Source organism: Stappia sediminis (genome assembly GCF_009826895.1).
GTDB classification, from domain to species: Bacteria; Pseudomonadota; Alphaproteobacteria; order Rhizobiales; family Stappiaceae; genus Hongsoonwoonella; species Hongsoonwoonella sediminis.
In genome coordinates this window covers 506,319-523,516 of sequence record NZ_WUMV01000003.1, presented here as the reverse complement: position 1 = coordinate 523,516, position 17,198 = coordinate 506,319, and the positions used below count along the sequence as shown (strand labels likewise).

At 62.5% G+C, this 17,198-nt stretch carries 19 protein-coding genes; 13 read left to right on the top strand and 6 right to left on the bottom strand.

Annotated elements, in window-relative coordinates; all coding sequences use genetic code 11:
* Window positions 1–123: 123 nt before the first annotated feature.
* Window positions 124–849, bottom strand: coding sequence for a glycoside hydrolase family 25 protein (locus GR183_RS09360; RefSeq protein WP_160775331.1), 726 nt, complete (start codon window positions 847–849; stop codon window positions 124–126).
* 333 nt (window positions 850–1,182) lie between these two features.
* Here GR183_RS09360 and xth point away from each other — a divergent pair, with 333 nt between their 5' ends.
* A complete protein-coding gene (gene xth, locus GR183_RS09355; protein WP_160775330.1) occupies window positions 1,183–1,986 on the top strand; it encodes an exodeoxyribonuclease III in 804 nt (267 codons plus the stop codon).
* A 289-nt stretch (window positions 1,987–2,275) separates the two neighbouring features.
* Here xth and GR183_RS09350 read toward each other — a convergent pair whose 3' ends face one another.
* Complete coding sequence (locus tag GR183_RS09350; RefSeq protein WP_160775329.1) at window positions 2,276–3,250, bottom strand: NADPH:quinone oxidoreductase family protein; 975 nt, start codon at window positions 3,248–3,250, stop codon at window positions 2,276–2,278.
* Window positions 3,251–3,328: 78 nt separating this feature from the next.
* Between GR183_RS09350 and GR183_RS09345 the strand changes: the two genes are divergently transcribed.
* On the top strand, window positions 3,329–3,985 hold the full coding sequence (locus tag GR183_RS09345; RefSeq protein ID WP_312846807.1) for an RNA methyltransferase: 657 nt from the start codon (window positions 3,329–3,331) through the stop codon (window positions 3,983–3,985).
* 114 nt (window positions 3,986–4,099) lie between these two features.
* On the opposite strand, the gene GR183_RS09340 is transcribed toward GR183_RS09345, so the two are convergent.
* Window positions 4,100–4,648 carry a sigma-70 family RNA polymerase sigma factor gene (locus tag GR183_RS09340; protein ID WP_208999801.1) on the bottom strand — a complete coding sequence of 183 codons (549 nt, stop codon included), beginning with the start codon at window positions 4,646–4,648 and terminating at the stop codon, window positions 4,100–4,102.
* 276 nt (window positions 4,649–4,924) lie between these two features.
* On the opposite strand from GR183_RS09340, the gene GR183_RS09335 reads away from it, so the two are divergent.
* From GR183_RS09335 to GR183_RS09315, 6 genes are all read left to right on the top strand, one after another.
* Window positions 4,925–5,443, top strand: coding sequence for an invasion associated locus B family protein (locus GR183_RS09335; RefSeq protein ID WP_202395939.1), 519 nt, complete (start codon window positions 4,925–4,927; stop codon window positions 5,441–5,443).
* Window positions 5,444–5,767: 324 nt separating this feature from the next.
* Window positions 5,768–6,931 carry a dual-specificity RNA methyltransferase RlmN gene (rlmN, locus tag GR183_RS09330; protein WP_244313703.1) on the top strand — a complete coding sequence of 388 codons (1,164 nt, stop codon included), beginning with the start codon at window positions 5,768–5,770 and terminating at the stop codon, window positions 6,929–6,931.
* Window positions 6,932–6,934: 3 nt separating this feature from the next.
* Window positions 6,935–7,402, top strand: coding sequence for a translation initiation factor IF-3 (locus GR183_RS09325; protein ID WP_160775326.1), 468 nt, complete (start codon window positions 6,935–6,937; stop codon window positions 7,400–7,402).
* A 106-nt stretch (window positions 7,403–7,508) separates the two neighbouring features.
* Window positions 7,509–7,640, top strand: a complete 132-nt coding sequence (locus GR183_RS22190; RefSeq protein WP_260513583.1) for a hypothetical protein — start codon at window positions 7,509–7,511, stop codon at window positions 7,638–7,640.
* A gap of 110 nt (window positions 7,641–7,750) precedes the next feature.
* Window positions 7,751–8,785, top strand: coding sequence for an aspartate-semialdehyde dehydrogenase (locus GR183_RS09320; RefSeq protein ID WP_160775325.1), 1,035 nt, complete (start codon window positions 7,751–7,753; stop codon window positions 8,783–8,785).
* Between the two features lie 104 nt (window positions 8,786–8,889).
* Entirely contained in the window at window positions 8,890–9,783 is an 894-nt protein-coding gene (locus GR183_RS09315; protein WP_160775324.1) for a DMT family transporter, read from the top strand.
* A 110-nt stretch (window positions 9,784–9,893) separates the two neighbouring features.
* Here GR183_RS09315 and GR183_RS09310 read toward each other — a convergent pair whose 3' ends face one another.
* Window positions 9,894–10,265, bottom strand: a complete 372-nt coding sequence (locus GR183_RS09310) for a YkvA family protein (protein WP_160775323.1) — start codon at window positions 10,263–10,265, stop codon at window positions 9,894–9,896.
* Between the two features lie 143 nt (window positions 10,266–10,408).
* Here GR183_RS09310 and GR183_RS09305 point away from each other — a divergent pair, with 143 nt between their 5' ends.
* Window positions 10,409–10,837 (top strand): DUF4399 domain-containing protein, encoded by a 429-nt coding sequence (locus GR183_RS09305; RefSeq protein ID WP_160775322.1) that lies wholly within the window; start codon window positions 10,409–10,411, stop codon window positions 10,835–10,837.
* A gap of 63 nt (window positions 10,838–10,900) precedes the next feature.
* On the opposite strand, the gene typA is transcribed toward GR183_RS09305, so the two are convergent.
* The gene (gene typA, locus GR183_RS09300) at window positions 10,901–12,718 is read right to left on the bottom strand and encodes a translational GTPase TypA (protein ID WP_160775321.1); all 1,818 of its coding nucleotides are present in this window, start codon (window positions 12,716–12,718) and stop codon (window positions 10,901–10,903) included.
* 248 nt (window positions 12,719–12,966) lie between these two features.
* Here typA and GR183_RS09295 point away from each other — a divergent pair, with 248 nt between their 5' ends.
* From GR183_RS09295 to folK, 4 genes are all read left to right on the top strand, one after another.
* Window positions 12,967–13,455: a MarR family winged helix-turn-helix transcriptional regulator gene (locus GR183_RS09295; RefSeq protein WP_160775320.1), complete on the top strand. Its 489-nt coding sequence runs from the start codon at window positions 12,967–12,969 to the stop codon at window positions 13,453–13,455.
* Between the two features lie 35 nt (window positions 13,456–13,490).
* Window positions 13,491–14,687, top strand: a complete 1,197-nt coding sequence (locus tag GR183_RS09290; RefSeq protein ID WP_244313658.1) for a multidrug effflux MFS transporter — start codon at window positions 13,491–13,493, stop codon at window positions 14,685–14,687.
* Window positions 14,688–14,921: 234 nt separating this feature from the next.
* Complete coding sequence (gene folP, locus GR183_RS09285) at window positions 14,922–15,764, top strand: dihydropteroate synthase (RefSeq protein WP_202395938.1); 843 nt, start codon at window positions 14,922–14,924, stop codon at window positions 15,762–15,764.
* Window positions 15,761–16,249, top strand: coding sequence for a 2-amino-4-hydroxy-6-hydroxymethyldihydropteridine diphosphokinase (folK, locus tag GR183_RS09280; RefSeq protein WP_160775319.1), 489 nt, complete (start codon window positions 15,761–15,763; stop codon window positions 16,247–16,249). Before folP ends, folK begins: the two co-directional genes overlap by 4 nt.
* Before the next feature lie 7 nt (window positions 16,250–16,256).
* Here folK and GR183_RS09275 read toward each other — a convergent pair whose 3' ends face one another.
* Window positions 16,257–17,192: a prephenate/arogenate dehydrogenase family protein gene (locus tag GR183_RS09275; protein ID WP_160775318.1), complete on the bottom strand. Its 936-nt coding sequence runs from the start codon at window positions 17,190–17,192 to the stop codon at window positions 16,257–16,259.
* Between the last annotated feature and the right edge of the window lie 6 nt (window positions 17,193–17,198).

Sequence of the window (17,198 nt, the reverse complement as noted above, 5' to 3'; positions counted from 1 at the left end):
CACCTTACCTTCCCGAACTGACCTGACTCGGAAACCTCCTTCCGTGGAATGGAGCGCGTCCCTGTCATCGCCGAGCCCAACCACTCCCACGCCCATCAAGAGGCATAGGAAGACGCTAAATTCTCACCCCGAACGCTTGCCACCGGTCAGCCATTCCTCCCACTCCGAGCGGGTGCCGAAGAAGACGTTGCGGTCGACGTTGCCGTCGATGCCGTCGACCTCGCCTTCTGCCGTGTATTGCCAGAAGGTCCAGCCGTCGCGGCCGTCGTATTTGTGGCGCGGGTGGCTTGCGACGGAGCGCAGCCAGAATTCATAGCCGTTCTTTTCGCCCTCCAGCCGGTCGCGGTGGAAGTCGACGGAGGAATAGATGATCGGCTTCTTGCCGTAGTGCGCCTCCACCGTGTGGAGGAAGGCCTTCATCTCGCGGATGACCTCGTCCTTGCCTGGCTGCTTCTTGCAGGTCTTGGAGTGGCCGTTCCACTCCATGTCGAGGACGGGGGGCAACGCATCCGGGTCGTAGGGCACGTTCTCGATGAACCATTGCGCCTGTTCCAGCCCCGTACGGCAGAAATAATAGAAGTGATAGGCCCCGCGCGGAATTCCGGCGGCTTTCGCCTTGTACCAGTATTCCTTGAACTTCGGGTCGGCGTAGTCGCCGCCTTCCGTCGCCTTCAGGAAGGCGAACTCGACGTCATCGCGCTTGGCCGCGTGCCAGTCGATATCGCCCTGGTAGCGCGACACGTCGATGCCATGAATCGCGAAATCCTCCGGCGTCGGGTCCGGAAAATCGTAGATCGCGCAAGAGGCGACGAAGAATGAGCATAGAAGTGCGAGCACGTGCCTGATCATTTAGTTTCCGTCCGATCGAAGCCCGGTATTGTTCCTTTGGAGCGGATTTCCGCGGGCCGGATATCATTTCCGGCGAGAAACCGCCCTCACGATCGAGCGGGATTTTAGTCCAACAGGTTAACCGGAAACTTACCATAGGGCCGTCCGCGTCAAAAAAAGGGCAGCGCGGGCATGGAAGCCCACACTCACGAATTCGTGATCGAATTTTGCGACTATCTTCCGCGAAGGCATTTCATGGTTCCGCCCCATCCTCCTTGCATCCTCCGGTCAGGGCTGGCATCTCCGTTGAGATCCCGCTTCCGGTTCCCTTCCGCAGAGATCGAGACCTGAGCAATGCCAGACAAGCTGACGATCGCGACCTGGAACATCAACTCCGTGCGCCTGCGCCTGCCGATCGTCGAGCGGTTCCTCACCGAATACGCCCCGGATGTCCTCTGCCTTCAGGAAACCAAGTGCCCGGACGCGAATTTCCCGCTGAACGCGCTGCGAAAGCTCGGTTACGAGCACATCGCCATCCACGGGCAGAAGGGCTATCACGGCGTGGCGACCATCTCGCGCCGGCCGTTCGTGGCGCAGGAAAAGCGCGAATTCTGCGGCAAGGGCGACAGCCGCCATGTGGCGACCGAGGTCGCCTTCAACGGATCGTCCGTGCGGCTGCATAATTTCTACGTGCCGGCGGGCGGAGACGAGCCCGATCCGGAGGTGAACGACAAGTTCGCCCACAAGCTCGCCTTTCTCGATGAAATGACCGAGTGGTTCGCGGATACCACGACGCCCACCGTCATCGTCGGCGACCTCAACATCGCCCCTTACGAGCATGACGTTTGGTCGCACAAGAAGCTTCTGAAGGTCGTCAGCCATACCCCGCTCGAGTGCGAGAAGCTTGAGACCATGCGCGAGGCCGGCCCCTTCGTCGACCTCATGCGCCGGCACGTGCCGATGGACGAAAAGCTCTATACATGGTGGAGCTACCGCGCGCGGGACTGGTCGGAGGCCGACAAGGGCCGGCGCCTCGATCACATCTGGTCGACGCCCGACCTCGCACCGCTTTCAAGCGATATCCGGGTCCTGCGCGACGCCCGCGGCTGGGAAAAGCCGTCCGACCACGCGCCCGTCATGGCCACCTTCGAGGGGTGAGGTGCGGTGCTAGTCCGCTGGCCGGCCGCTGGATTGATCGATAGCCCAATCTCTTCCAACCGCGCAGATGCAGCTTTGTCCTGAGCATCTGACGCAGGCGATTCCCCTCTCCCCGCCAAACTCGGGTGTTCCCGAGTTTGGAAGATAGGTGCCGAAGTCGGAAACATCCGACTTCGCGGGGAGAGGTGAGGTGCAAGTAGCAAATGCTCTGCATGATCCCGATTTCGGGTAGGATCCACCACGATTACATCACGTCCTTCATCAAATATGCGGAGCGCCATAGCCCCCCTCAGGGCGCCACGATCACCTTGCCCTTGGCCTTGCGTTCGGCGATTTCCTGAAGCGCTGACGCCGTATCCTCCAGCTTGAAGACCTTGTGCACATGCGGCTTCAGCTTGCCGTCGCGCACCCAGGAAAGCAGGGTTTCCATGTTCTCCCAGTGGCCTTCCGGATCGCGGACGGTTGCTTCGCCCCAGAAGACGCCGAGCACGTCGCAGCCTTTCAGAAGCACGAGGTTCAGCGGTATTTTCGGAATGTCGCCCGACGCGAAGCCGACGACGAGGTAGCGCCCCTCCCAGCCGGTCGCCCGAAGGGCCGCTTCGGCAAGAGGGCCGCCGACGGGATCGTAGACCACGTCGACGCCGTTGCCGTCCGTCAGTTCCTTCAGGCGGTTCTTCAGGTCTTCCTCGGCGTAGTTGACGAATTCGTCCGCGCCGAATTCCCTGGCGAATTCAAGCTTCTCCGCGCTCGAGGCGCAGGCGATCACCCGCGCGCCCATGACCTTGGCGATCTCCACCGCCGCCTGGCCCACCCCACCGGAGGCGCCAAGCACGGCGACCGTTTCGCCGGGCTGAAGCTTCGCCCGGTCCTTCAGCGCGTGCAGCGTCGTGCCGTAGGTGACGGTCAGGCCCGCCGCCTGTTCGAAGCTCACACCATCGGGCAGCAGCACCAGGTCGTCCTCGTTGAGGAGCACCTCCTCGCGCGCAGCCCCCCATTTCACATAGGCAAGCACGCGGTCGCCCGGTTTCACCCGGTCCACACCCTCGCCGATGCTTTTCACCACGCCTGCCATTTCCGCGCTTGGAGAAAACGGCATTTCGGGCCGGTACTGGTATTTGCCCTGGATGATCAGCGTGTCGAAAAAATTGAGCGCGGCGGCCTTTACCGACACCACCACCTCGCCCGGACCGGCTAAAGGCGCCTCGATATCGCGCAGCGCAAGCTCCGACGGCGGACCGAATTTCTCGCAAAGAACGGCTTTCACTTGGTCTTCCCCTCATGGCAACCAGAAGATTGCTCCCCGCAAATCGCCTAACACGGGTTGTTAACCATGAAAAGGCAAATGCGCGAAGAAATCCTCGTCAATTCTGACAGTGCTAGAATGTCGCGGCTTCTTGCCGAAGGAGGCGCATGGGGCTATGTGCTGACGCCTTCACTGCCAAATTCCGGGAAGGATATCATGCGCGGCTATTTCGCAATCGGCGCCGAAGGCATTTCGAAGCCGATGAACCTCGGCAACCTGATGCGCTCCGCGCATGCCTTCGGCGCGAGCTTCTTCTTCACCGTCGATGCCCACCAGCGCATTCTGTCCGCGCCGAAATCCGACACCTCCAACAGCACCGAGCATCTTCCGCTGTTCCACTGGCCGTCGATTGCGGCAATGGACCTGCCGCAGGACTGCAAGCTCGTCGGCGTGGAACTGACGGAAGACGCAGTCGACCTGCCAAGCTTCGGTCATCCGGCGCGCGCGGCTTACGTGCTTGGTCCCGAGCAGGGCTCGCTGTCGCCGGAGATGGTCGCGCGCTGTTCCCACACCATCAAGATCCCGACGCGCTTTTGCATCAACGTCGCCATGGCGGGTGCCATCGTCATGTACGACCGCTACCGAATGCTTGGCCAGTTCGCCCCGCGCCCGGTCCGCTCCGGCGCACCGACGGAGGCGCGCGAGGCGAGCCGCAAGACGCGGCGCGACATCCGTCCGAGCCGCCTTCCAGGCTGAGCGGAATACGGCGCCAAGGCGTCCTCAGGATATTTCGGTACCCGAAATGGCGGCGAATTTTCCCGTACCGGAATTTTCCTCAACGCCGATTTCGCGGGGATAAACCGGGAAAACTCAGTCGGTATCGACGGCCTGATCGGTTTCGAGCGTCCGCCGAAGCCGCCCGAACGCCAGCCTGATCCGGGATTTCACGGTGCCCAGCGGCAGGCCCGTTTCCTCCGCGATCTGGCTGTGCGACAGGCCTGAGAAAAAGGCGCGGCGAACGAGATCCGCCTGCTCTTCCGGCAGGTTTTTCAAGGCGATACGGATGCGCTTTTCGCGCAGCCGCGCGTCCAGTTCCTCCCCCGGTTCCTCGGGCGCGGCCGGCCGCAGCGAGGGATCCTCGGCATCGATCATGCCGGTCCGATCGCGCCGCGCGGCATCGATCCTGCGGTTTCGCGCGATCCGGAAAAGCCACGTCGCGGCGGAAGATTTCGCGGGATCGAACAGCGCCGCCTTGCGCCACAATGTGATCATGACTTCCTGGGCAAGCTCCTCGGCGAGAGCCTGATCCGCCCCCAGTTTTATGAGATAAGCCTTGATTCGCGGCGCGAAATGGTCGAACAGCTCAGTAAATGCCGCCTGGTCGCGGCTTTCGGCCACACGCAGAATCAGCTCGTTCAAATGCTCCGCGTTCGCCAAGTTGGCCGCCCCGCACTTTCGCTACCCGGTCCGGCATGGCGCCTCTCCGCGCTTCGCCGTCAAATTCTTGCCCGAATCTTGCCGCCAGTGGACCTGATGAGTTTTGTCGATAGTAGCCCGCCTCGCCTGCCCGCCACAATGCCGAACGGGCGTGCAACCCTTTCGTAACCTGTTTTAAGGTAACCTTAAAACTAGGTGTATAGGCGAAAGACAATTCGAAACGAACCTGAAGCGCAAACGAGAAGCGGTTTGGAGATCATGCACGTACGAACCCTCGCAAGAATCCTGGTTCCGGCCTTCCTGGCGCTCGCCCTTTCAGGCGTGGCGGCGAGTGCGCAGACGCCAACTCTCGTCAATCAGTTCAAGGATTGGGCGACCTACACGTATGGCGGCCCGAAGGGCAAAGTCTGCTACGCACTGTCGAAACCTCTGGAAATGACGCCCAAGGACCGCAACCACGGCGATGTCTTCTTCTTCGTCTCCACGCGGCCTTCCGAAGGCGTGACGAACGAACCGATGGTCATGGTTGGCTACCCCTTCAAGGACGGCTCGTCGGTCGAGGTGGACGTGGACGGCAACAAGTTCACGATGTTCACCAAGGGCGACGGCGCCTGGGTGGAAAACGCCGCCAAGGAGCAGGAACTGGTCGGCGCAATGAAGGCGGGACGGTCGATGACCGTATCCGGTCTTTCCAGCCGTAACACGCAGACGAGCTACAAATATTCGCTGTCCGGCATTACGGCTGCGATCGACGCCGCCGGCAACGCCTGCAAGTAGGCGCCCGACGCATCGGCCCTTCCTTCGCACGGCAGAAACGCTAGCGAAGGGGGTCACAAACTGCGCCATTTGCGCTATATGAGCGCCAACGAACCCGATTGCGGAGCCCGTGGGACACCTCCCACGGGCGCCGTTTTTGTCGTTTGAGGAAACCGTCGGCCTAAAATCCGTTTTCGGGTTGGAGCCACGAAAAAGACGTTCATTCCTTTATCGACGGCAGGACGAATTACCGGACGAAACACTATGCCCGTAACGCTCGATATTGCGCATGAATCGCAGCCAATCGCTCCGCAGGCGGAAGCTGCCGCATCTGCCCGCGCCGTGATGGCGGCAGGAGAAAAGCCGTCGCTGATCGGGATGGACCGCGACGATCTGGCGCAAGCCCTGAAGAGCATAGGGGTTGCGGAGAAGCAGGCCCGCATGCGCGTCAGCCAGCTCTGGCACTGGCTTTACGTACGCGGCGTTTCCGACTTTTCGGCAATGACCAATGTGTCCAAGGATCTGCGCGCAACGCTTGCCGAAAACTTCACGATAGCGCGACCGGAAATCGTCTCCGAGCAAGTCTCCGTCGACGGTACGCGCAAGTGGCTGTTCCGGTACCCCGCGCGCGGCGCAGGCCGCCCGGTAGAGGTCGAGACCGTCTATATTCCGGAAGAAGGTCGCGGCACGCTATGCGTTTCCTCTCAGGTCGGCTGCACGCTCACCTGCACCTTCTGCCACACGGGCACGCAGAAGCTCGTGCGAAACCTGACGGCTGAGGAAATCCTCTCGCAGGTGCTAATCGCGCGTGATCGGCTGGGCGATTTTCCGGACGCCGAGACGCCCCAGGGCGCGGCCGTGCCGTCGGAAGGCCGCCTCGTCACCAACGTCGTGATGATGGGCATGGGCGAACCGCTCTATAATTTCGACCATGTGAAAAAGGCACTTCTTATCGCCTCGGACGGCGAAGGCCTGTCGCTTTCCAAGCGGCGCATCACGCTGTCGACCTCCGGCGTCGTGCCGATGATCGAACGCACCGGGGACGAGATCGGCTGCATGCTCGCCATTTCGCTGCATGCCGTGCGCGACGAGCTGCGCGACGAACTGGTGCCGATCAACAAGAAGTGGAACATCGCCGCATTGCTGGACGCCTGCCGCAACTATCCGGGCCTTTCCAACGCCAAGCGCATCACCTTCGAATACGTGATGCTTAAGGATGTGAACGACAGTCTGGCGGACGCGAAGGAGCTTGTACGGCTCCTGAAGGGCATTCCGGCGAAGATCAACCTGATCCCCTTCAACCCCTGGCCCGGCTCTCCATACGAATGCTCGGACTGGGAACGGATCGAGGAATTCGCAGATGTCGTGAACCGGGCCGGATACGCCTCGCCGATCAGAACGCCGCGCGGGCGCGACATTTTCGCCGCCTGCGGCCAGCTTAAATCGGAATCGGAGCGCCTGCGCAAGCGCGACCGCGAGGCGCTGGAAGCGGACGCGAGCACTTCCTGATCGATGATCCACGCCGGCAAGCTCCTTTGGCAGATCGTCAAGATCGTCTTCGGATACGGGCTGGCGCTCGCCGCGGCCGGGCTGTTCCTTGCCTGGGGTCTGTTCCAGCCGCAAGGCATCGAGGCCGATCCGGCGCGCTTTGCCGCAACCATCTGGACCGGAGCGGTTTCGGGCATGGTCATCGGCGGCATGGCGGCGGTTCCCGCTTTCGCCGCGATCGCGGTCGCCGAAATCCTTCGCGTGAAATCCATGATCCTCAATCTCGCTGCGGGCGGGCTGATCGCCTTCGGGCTCTGGAGCCTCGGCGAGCCGGGCGTGACGGCGGGCGAACCCGCGCTCCGCCCCGGCACGAGTGTCGCGCTCGCAGCCGGTTTCGTGGCGGGCTTCGTTTACTGGCTGATCGCCGGACGAACGGCGGGAAACTGGCGTCTCGAACGCAAGGCGGCGCAACAGGGCGAAAGCGGCGAATAAACCCGGCCTGACAGGCATTCACCCCGATCACACGCATGACAGTTGACTTTGATCGCCTTTCCCGTCATGACGTGCAGCGAATTCGAAGCGAATGGATTTTCATTCCATGGCTCGCCGCCTTGACGACATCGCCAGCCTTTTCAGGACCGCCTTCGGCGCGGTGGCGATGACGCGCGTGCGCCAGACCGTTCGAACGACGACCGTTTCCAAAACCACGACCACGAAAACCACCGTCTGACGGTGCCTCTCGTCCCGCGCTCCCCCGGGATACGAGGGGCGCGAGCGGGCCGGCGGTCGTGAGATGCGACCGAAAGGCCGCGGGGAGCGGACAAGAGAGGAAGAACCGAAATGGGTTACAAGGTCGCAGTTGTCGGCGCCACGGGGAATGTGGGCCGCGAAATGCTCGATATCCTTCACGAACGCGGCTTTCCCGCCGACAAGGTGGTGCCGATCGCCTCGCGCCGCTCGCAAGGGGTGGATGTTTCCTACGGCGACGACACGCTGAAGTGCCAGGCGCTTGAAAACTACGACTTTTCCGACACCGACATCTGCCTGATGTCCGCCGGCGGCAGCGTATCCAAGGAATGGGCGCCGAAGATCGCCGCCAAGGGCTGCGTCGTGATCGACAATTCCTCCGCCTGGCGCTACGACGCCGACGTGCCGCTGATCGTCCCGGAAGTGAATGCCGACGCGGTGACGGGCTTCACCAGGAAGAACATCATCGCCAATCCGAACTGCTCGACGGCCCAGCTCGTCGTGGCGCTGAAGCCGCTGCATGAGGCGGCCAACATCAAGCGCCTCGTCGTTTCGACCTACCAGTCCGTCTCGGGTGCGGGCAAGGACGCGATGGACGAACTCTTCAACCAGACGCGCGCGATCTTCGTGAACGATCCCGTGGAGAGCGAAAAATTCACGAAGCGCATCGCCTTCAACGTGATTCCGCACATCGATGAATTCATGGAAGACGGCTACACCAAGGAAGAATGGAAGGTGCTGGCCGAAACGAAGAAGATGCTTGACCCGAAGATCAAGGTCACCTGCACGGCCGTGCGCGTGCCTGTCTTCATCGGTCATGCGGAATCCGTGAACATCGAATTCGAAAAGCCGTTGAGCGCAGAAGACGCCCGCTCGATCCTGCGCGAAGCGCCGGGCTGCCTTGTCGTCGACAAGCAGGAGGACGGCGGCTACGTCACGCCTTACGAATGCGCGGGCGAGGATGCGACCTTCATCTCCCGCATCCGCGAGGATGCGACCGTCGAGAACGGCCTCAACATCTGGGTGGTTTCCGACAACCTCCGCAAGGGCGCCGCGCTCAACACGATCCAGATCGCCGAACTTCTGGTGAACCGAAAGCTCATCCAGCCGAAGAAGCAGGCAGCCTGACGCACAACTTCTGCCGGGCGGCCTGACGCCGCCCGGTCTCCTTCATTCTTTCTGTTCGCGCCGTTGCCCGGATCGTCCGGACGTGCCGCGACCCGGATTTCTCGATGTTCATTTATGAATTCGCCGCGCTTGCCGCGGCGCTGACCTGGGCCATGACCGGCCTGATTTCCGCCGGACCAGCCGCACACCTCGGCGCTATCGCCTTCAACCGGGTCCGCATGGCGATGGTCTTCGTCATGCTCGCTGCCTACGCCACCGTCACCGGAACCTGGCAGACGATAGGCACGGACCAGCTGCCGGCGATCCTGGCCTCCGGCTTCATAGGTATATTCCTGGGCGATACGGCGCTGTTTTTGACCATGAACCGCATGGGCCCGCGCCGCACCGCGATCCTCTTTTCGCTCAATGCGCCCATGTCCGTGCTGCTTGGATGGCTGTTCCTGGGCGAATATCTGCCGCCCAGCGCCCTGATCGGCGCGCTTTTAACCTTCGCCGGCGTGGTGCTCGCAATCGCCTACGGCAAGCGCCGCTCGCAGCTCCACCACTGGGAAAACGTCAAGGGCCCCCTTTGGGCCGGCATCCTGCTTGGGCTGGCGGCGGCGCTCGCGCAATCGATCGGTTCGCTGATCGCCCGCCCCGTCATGGAAACGGGCGTCGATCCCGTCGCTGTATCCGCCCTGCGTGTCGGCACGGCGGCGCTTGGCCTGACGCTCCTCATGCGCCTGCCGCTGCAGCGGTTTCAGGCGGCCAATCCGCTGACATGGAAGGTTACAAGCATCGTCGCGCTTTCCGGCCTGCTCGGCATGGGCGTCGGCATGACGCTGATCCTGTTTGCGCTTTCGGGCGGCGAGGTCGGCATCGTCTCAACGCTTTCGGCGACAACGCCCGCCCTGCAGCTGCCGCTCTTGTGGTGGCGCACGAAAGAAGTCCCGGCACCCGGCGCATGGGCGGGTGCGATCCTCGTCATCGTCGGCTGTGCCCTGATCTTCAACGGGTAGCGCATGCCCCCCCAAAAGTGATAAGCGGTTTTGGGATAAGGACATGCGAAATATCATAAATTAGTGCGCGCCCCGCGGGCCCGCCCAAACAAGTCCGCTCCGGCTCCAGCTCACTCTTCGTCCTTCAGGGCTTCCTTCGCGGCGTCGTAATGTTCGTCGCGGATATGGGCGCGCACCATGGCGATTGCCGCCATCAGAACGGTGGCATCGTCACCAAAGCCAACGCCCAGCAGGAAGTCCGGCACCACATCGAGCGGCAGGACGAAATAGGCAAGCGCGCCGAGAAGCGTCGTGCGCACCTTCGTCGGCGTCGCAGGGTCGAGCGTGCAGTAATAGGATGCGATCACGTCTTCTATGAACGGCACCTGCCGCGCAGCCTTCCGCGCCGTGCGGAACAGCTTGTCCCGGATCTTGCTTTTCTGCTCTTCTTCCGGGCCCAGTAATTCCGGATCGAAGCCCAGTTCGTCGAAGGTGCTGTTCATCGTCTCGTCTGCCATTCCCCATAAATGGGGTTCAAAAGGCGGAATGTGAAGCTTTTCATGGAATAACCAAGCGTAACTTATAGCCGATCCATGCTACAGTCTGCGGCCGGCTACTCCGGTCAGCATCCCTGCGGGAGAGAAATATGGATCGCCTTTACGCCGCCGCTTTCGCGGCTTTGACTTTTACTCTCTCCACGGCTGCAACAGCTGGTGAAACGCCGGCTCCTGAGGGCGCGAGAGTCTACTTCATCGACCTGATCGACGGCGACAAGGTATCGAGCCCGCTTGAACTGCGCTTCGGCATAGAGGGCATGCAGGTGGTGCCGGCAGGCACGGAGCAGGAGAATTCCGGCCACCATCACCTTTTGATCGATACTACGCTTGATGGCGGCGCGCTCGATGTCCCGATCCCCTCGGACGCGCAGCACGTCCACTTCGGTGGCGGCCAGAGGGAGGCAAGCGTGGAGCTTTCACCGGGCGAGCACACGCTGCAGCTCGTTCTCGGCGATCACAACCATATCCCGCACAATCCGCCCGTAATGTCGGAGCGGATCACCATCACGGTGGAATAAACGCGAAATAAAAAAGCCCCGCCGGGTAGCGGCGGGGCCATGACTGACTGAAATCAGCGCCGACTATGCGGATTTCGCCGCGCGCTCGGCTTTCTTACGGTCGTTAGGATCGAGGATCGCCTTACGCAGGCGGATCGACTTCGGCGTCACCTCGACCAGCTCATCATCGGCGATATAGGAAAGCGCCGCTTCCAGGCTGAGCCGGATCGGCGTCGTCAGCTTCACCGCCTCGTCCTTGCCGGCGGAGCGGATGTTGGTGAGTTGCTTGCCCTTCAGCACGTTCACTTCAAGATCGTTGCCGCGCGTATGCTCGCCCACGATCATGCCGCGATAGACCTTGACGCCCGGATCGATCAGCATCGGCCCGCGATCCTCAAGGTTCCACAGCGCATAGGCGACCGCCTCGCCGTCGCCATTGGAGATGAGCACGCCCGTGTGGCGGCTCGGGATCTCGCCCTTGTAGGGCTCATAAGCATGGAAGACGCGGTTGAAGATCGCCGTGCCGCGCGTGTCCGACAGAAGCTCCGACTGGTAGCCGATGAGCCCGCGCGTCGGCGCGTTGAAAACGAGGCGCGTGCGCCCGCCGCCCGACGGGCGCATTTCAAGGAGCTCCGCCTTGCGTTCCGACAGCTTCTGCACGACCGCGCCGGAATGCTCCTCATCGACGTCGATGGTCACTTCCTCGATCGGCTCCAGCCGCTGGCCGTTCTCGCTCGTCTGGTAAACGACGCGCGGACGGCCGACGCAAATTTCGAAGCCTTCGCGGCGCATGTTCTCGATCAGGATGGCAAGCTGCAGTTCGCCACGGCCCGACACGATGAAGGCATCGCCGCCCGGCGCTTCCTCCACTTTCAGCGCGACGTTGCCTTCCGCTTCGTCGTAAAGCCGCTTGCGGATGACGCGCGACTGCACCTTGTCGCCCTCGGTACCCGCAAGCGGGCCGTCGTTGACGAAGAAGGTCATCGAAAGCGTGGGCGGGTCGATCGGCTGGGCCGAAAGCGGCTCCTTCACTTCCGGAGCGCAGAGCGTGTCGGAGACGGTGGCCTCCGCGAGACCCGCCAGCGAGACGATGTCGCCGGCCTCGCCTTTTTCGATGGGCTGACGTTCCAGCCCGCGGAAGGCAAGCACCTTGGAAATGCGGCCCGTTTCGACCGTCTTGCCGTCACGCGACAGGGCCTTGACGGCCATGTTCGGGGTCGCGGTGCCCGATACGATGCGCCCCGTCAGGATGCGGCCGAGGAATGGGTTCGACTCGATCGTCGTCGCCAGCATGCGGAAAGTGCCTTCCTCGGCCTTTGGCGCCTCGACATGCTTGAGCACAAGATCGAAGAGCGGGGCCATGCTGTCCTGCGGGCCGGAGGGATCATCCGCCATCCAGCCCTGCTTCGCGGAGCCGTAGACGACGGGGAAGTCGAGCTGCTCCTCATTTGCATCAAGTGCCGCGAAAAGGTCGAACACTTCGTCCAGCACCTCTTCGGCGCGCTGCTCGGGCTTGTCGATCTTGTTGATCGCGACGATGGGACGAAGGCCGAGCTTCAGCGCCTTGCCGAGCACGAACTTCGTCTGCGGCATCGGGCCCTCGGCTGCATCGACCAGAAGCACGACGCCGTCGACCATGTGCAGAATACGCTCCACCTCGCCGCCGAAATCGGCGTGGCCCGGCGTGTCGACGATGTTGATGCGCGTCTCGCCCCATTCGAGCGAAGTGACCTTGGCTAGGATGGTGATGCCACGCTCGCGCTCAAGATCGTTGGAATCCATCATCCGCTCTTCCGTGCGCTGGTTCTCGCGGAAAGAGCCGGATTGCTTCAGTAGAACGTCGATAAGCGTGGTCTTGCCATGGTCGACGTGCGCGATGATCGCGATATTGCGAAGGTTCATGAAAGCTCCAGGAGCGTGCCGGTCATAATCAGGCCCAAGCGCCAAGGCAAACGGCCATCCGGCCGTCCGGCGGGGCACACTCGAGCGCATGGGATGTTTCGAGATGGCGCCTTCTAGCCCATTTCCGTGACGATTTGAACGCAAAACCGCAGATGGCAGGGCATTGCATAGCCGACATGCGCAAATCGCCGTTGCCATACGGTAAGGATTGCGAATAATAAGGCTGACTTACTATTTTCGGAGTCCCCATGTCGGCAACGCAATATGAAACGCTCGGCTTCGTGCTGGCCGACCTGTCGCGGCTGTTCCGCAAGCACTTCGAAGCCGGCCTGCTCAAGTCCGGGATCGGGCTGACGCCGGGCGCCGCCCGCGCGCTTGCCTATGCCTATGTCTACGAGGGAATGCGCCAGCGCGATCTTGCCGAACGCATGGGCGTGGAGCCGATGACGCTTGTAGGCTTTCTAGACCAGTTGGAAGGCAAGGGCCTGATCGAGCGCGCCGCCGACCCGAACGACCGGCGCTGCAAGCTGATCCGCGCGACCGCGAAGGCCGAAGCGACGATAGCCGATATCCGGGAGGTCGGCGCCAGCGTGCGCAGCGTCGCCACCGAAGGCATGGATGCGGAGGAAGTCGAAACACTGCGCCTCACGCTGCTTCATCTTCGCGACAAGCTCCTCGCAAAGCCGGCAAATGCCGCCAAACGCAGCAAGGTTCCGGAACTCGAGGGCTCGGCATGAACCAGCCAATGCCGGCAACCGCCAGCAAGACTCTGATGAGCGAGCGCAAGACGGCGGTCATCGGCGCGATCCTCGTTGCCCTCGGCCCCGTTTCCATGGCGCTCTACACGCCCGCGATGCCGCGGCTCGTGGAGGTTTTCGGCACCGACATCTCCTCCGTCAAACTCACGCTGACGATCTATTTCGCCGGTTTCACGCTGGCCCAGCTCATCTGCGGCCCGCTGTCGGACGCTTTCGGGCGTCGGCCCGTGGTGCTCGCCTTTTCCGGGATCTATCTTGCCGGCAGCTTCATCGCCTATGCGGCTTCCAGCATCGAGGCGCTGCTTGTCGCGCGCCTCCTGCAGGGCATAGGCGCTTCCGCCGGCATCGCGATCTCGCGCGCCATCGTCCGCGACCAGTTCGTCGGCCAGGCCTCGGCGCGCATCATGAACCTGATCGGGCTGATGCTCGCCGTCGGACCGGCGCTTGCGCCCACGATCGGCGGTCTGACGCTGGAGGCGCTCGGCTGGCGGGCGATCTTCCTGGAAATGGTGATCTATGGGCTTGCCATCGGCGCGCTGGCGCTGTTCTTCATGGAAGAGACCAACAGCTTCAGGGACCGCAAGCACGTCTCGCCGAAGCGGCTCGCCTCTTCCTATCTTCGGCTTTTGCGCGAACCTCGCTTCTTGAAGCCCTCGATCATCCTCGGAACGACGCTCGGCGGCATCTACACGCTCGCGACGATCCTGCCCTTCGTCATCATCGACAAGGTGGGCCTGACGCCGTCGCAATTCGGCTACTCGATGATGTTGCAGTCGGGTTCGTTCTTTCTGGGATCGCTCGTTACACGCAATCTGCTGAAGCGCCACACGGCGGAGCGGATAGTGCCCGCCGGCATGGCGTTGATCTTCATTGCCATCATGGCAATGGCGGTATTGGCCCGTTTCGAGGATCTGACGCTCTGGCACGTGATGGGTCCGGTTGCGATTTTCGCCTTCGGGATCGCCGTCATTCTGCCGTCGATGTCGACGAAAGCGCTTTTCCCCTTTCCCGAGATCGCAGGCGCGGCTTCAGCGATGATGGGTTTCTTCCAGATGGGCGGGGGCCTGCTCGGCAGTTTCGCCGCCGTTCTCATCGGCGATCCCGTAGCCGGCCTCGGCATCGTCGTACCCGTCATGGGCGCGATCGCCCTTGTCCTCTCCCTGATGCCGGATGCGCCCTATCCCGAGCCCGCCGGAGAACCTGGCGAATAGCCGGGCGGCCCGGTTCTCTCCGGCTTCGAACGAACGCGCGACAATACCTGCGATGTCGCTTGGCGACAGAATTTCGACGTTTCGGCGCCTCTCCCTCGAAGGGACCGGCGATATCAAGGAAACGAAACCTCTCGCCCCTTGACCTCACCGGCGTATGGAGCCATCACCATCGGCCTCTAACACGCCGCAGCCGAACGGCGAAGTTTGTCGAAGCCGGCAGGAACGATGGGCGCCATGACGACTTCAGATTCGAAAACGCTCGGATTCGGAGCGCCGAAGCTGGCGCTTCCCCTTCCCGCGATCATGGGGGTGCTGAACGTCACGCCCGATTCCTTTTCCGACGGCGGACGCCACGACGCGCCCGACCTTGCCATCGCGCATGCACGGATCATGGTGGAGGAAGGCGCGGACATCCTGGATATCGGCGGCGAAAGCACACGCCCCGGTGCAACTCCCGTCCCGGCGGACGAGGAATGGCAGCGCATCGCACCGGTGATCGGCAAGATCGTCGCCCTGGGCGTGCCGGTTTCGATCGACACCTACAAGGCGGAAACGGCGCGCCGTGCCGTCCACGCAGGCGCGAAGATCGTCAACGACGTCTGGGGCTTGCAGAAGGACCCCGCGATGGCCAAAACGGTTGCCGAACTGGGCGTTCCCGTCATCATGATGCACAATCGCGAGGCGGCGGATGCGAATATCGATATCCTGGCCGATATCGACCGTTTCTTCGAACGCTCGATGGAACTCGCGGAGAAGGCAGGCATTCCCCCCTCCTTCCGGATGCTCGACCCCGGCATCGGTTTCGGCAAGACGATCGACCAGAATTTCCTGATCCTGAATCGGCTTGAAACGCTCGCCAAACACGGCCTGCCGCTTCTGGTCGGCGCGTCGCGCAAGAAAATGATCGGTGCGGTTCTGGATGTGCCGACCGACGACAGGCTCTACGGTTCGCTTGCCGTCCACACCATCGCCATGCACAAGGGGGCGGCAATCATCCGCGCCCACGACGTGAAACCCCACAAGGATGCGGCACGCCTTGTCGCCGCGATCCACCGCGAAAGCGCTTCCGAAAAATGATTGACACGACCCGCGCGGCACTCGGCCTCGGTTCCAACATCGGCGATACGAAAGCGAATCTCGACGAGGCGCTGCGCCGCCTTTGCGAAATCGACGGTATAAGGTTGAGCGCTCGTTCGAGCGACTATCGCACCCCGCCCTGGGGGCCAGTCGAGCAGGACGACTTCCGAAATGCCTGCGCGGTCGTGGAGACGACGCTGTCGGCCCGTACGCTCCTCGACCGGTGTCTTGACGTGGAGCGCGAGATGGGCCGTGTGCGCGACCAGCGTTGGGGTCCGCGCCTGATCGATATCGACGTTCTCGTCTATGGCGATGCAAAGGTGGACGAGGAAGGGCTTTCCATCCCCCATCCGCGCATGGGCGAGCGCGCCTTCGTGCTGGTTCCGCTTGCCGAAATCTGGCCGGATGCCCCGATAGGCGACGGCCGCACGGCGGCCGAGGCCCTGAAGGATTGTCCGGGCAAGGAAGACGTCACCCGGCTTTGAATGGCACCTATTCTCCGGCTTCCGCCTGTGCCATGTCGCGCCCGAAGTTCGGGACGGCGGTATCCTGCCCCGCCTCGACGATGGAGCGGCGGATTTCGCGCGTACGCGTGAAGATGTCGAAAAGCTTGTCCCCGTCGGACCAGCGGATCGCCCGTTGCAGGGCGGCCAGGTCCTCGGAAAAGCGCGCCAGCATCTCCAGGATCGCATCCTTGTTATAAAGGCAGACGTCGCGCCACATGGTCGGATCCGATGCGGCAAGGCGCGTGAAGTCGCGGAAACCGGACGCGGAATACTTGATCACTTCCGACTTGGTGACCGCCTCCAGATCGTCCGCCGTTCCAACGATGTTGTAGGCAATGATATGCGGCAGATGCGAGACAATGGCGAGCACCAGGTCATGGTGTTCGGCATCCATCGTATCGACAGTCGAACCGCAACCTTCCCAGAAGGCGGTGAGCCTCGCAATCGCGGCAGGATCCGTTCCCTCGGGCGGGGTGAGGATGCACCAGCGGTTGCGGAACAGTTCGGCGAAGCCTGCATCCGGACCGGATTGCTCCGTGCCGGCGATCGGATGACCGGGAATGAAATGCACGCCTTCGGGAACATGCGGTGCCATCTGCTCGATGACGGAACGTTTGGTCGAGCCCGCGTCGGTCAGGATCGCGCCGGGCTTCAGCGAAGGCGCGATCCATTTGGCGACAGCCCCGCTGGCCCCGACCGGCACGGAGACGATGACGAGATCGGCATCCTCTACCGCTTCGCCCGCATCCAGGCAATATCGGTCGCCAAGCCCGAGCTCTTCCGCCCGCCTCAGCGTTTCGGCCGAGCGGGTGGAGATCACTATTTTCTCGGCAAGCCCCTCCTTTCGCGCAACGCGCGCGAGCGAGGAACCGATCAGGCCGATACCGATAAGGGCTAGACGGCGAACGAGCGGAGCTGACATGAGGTG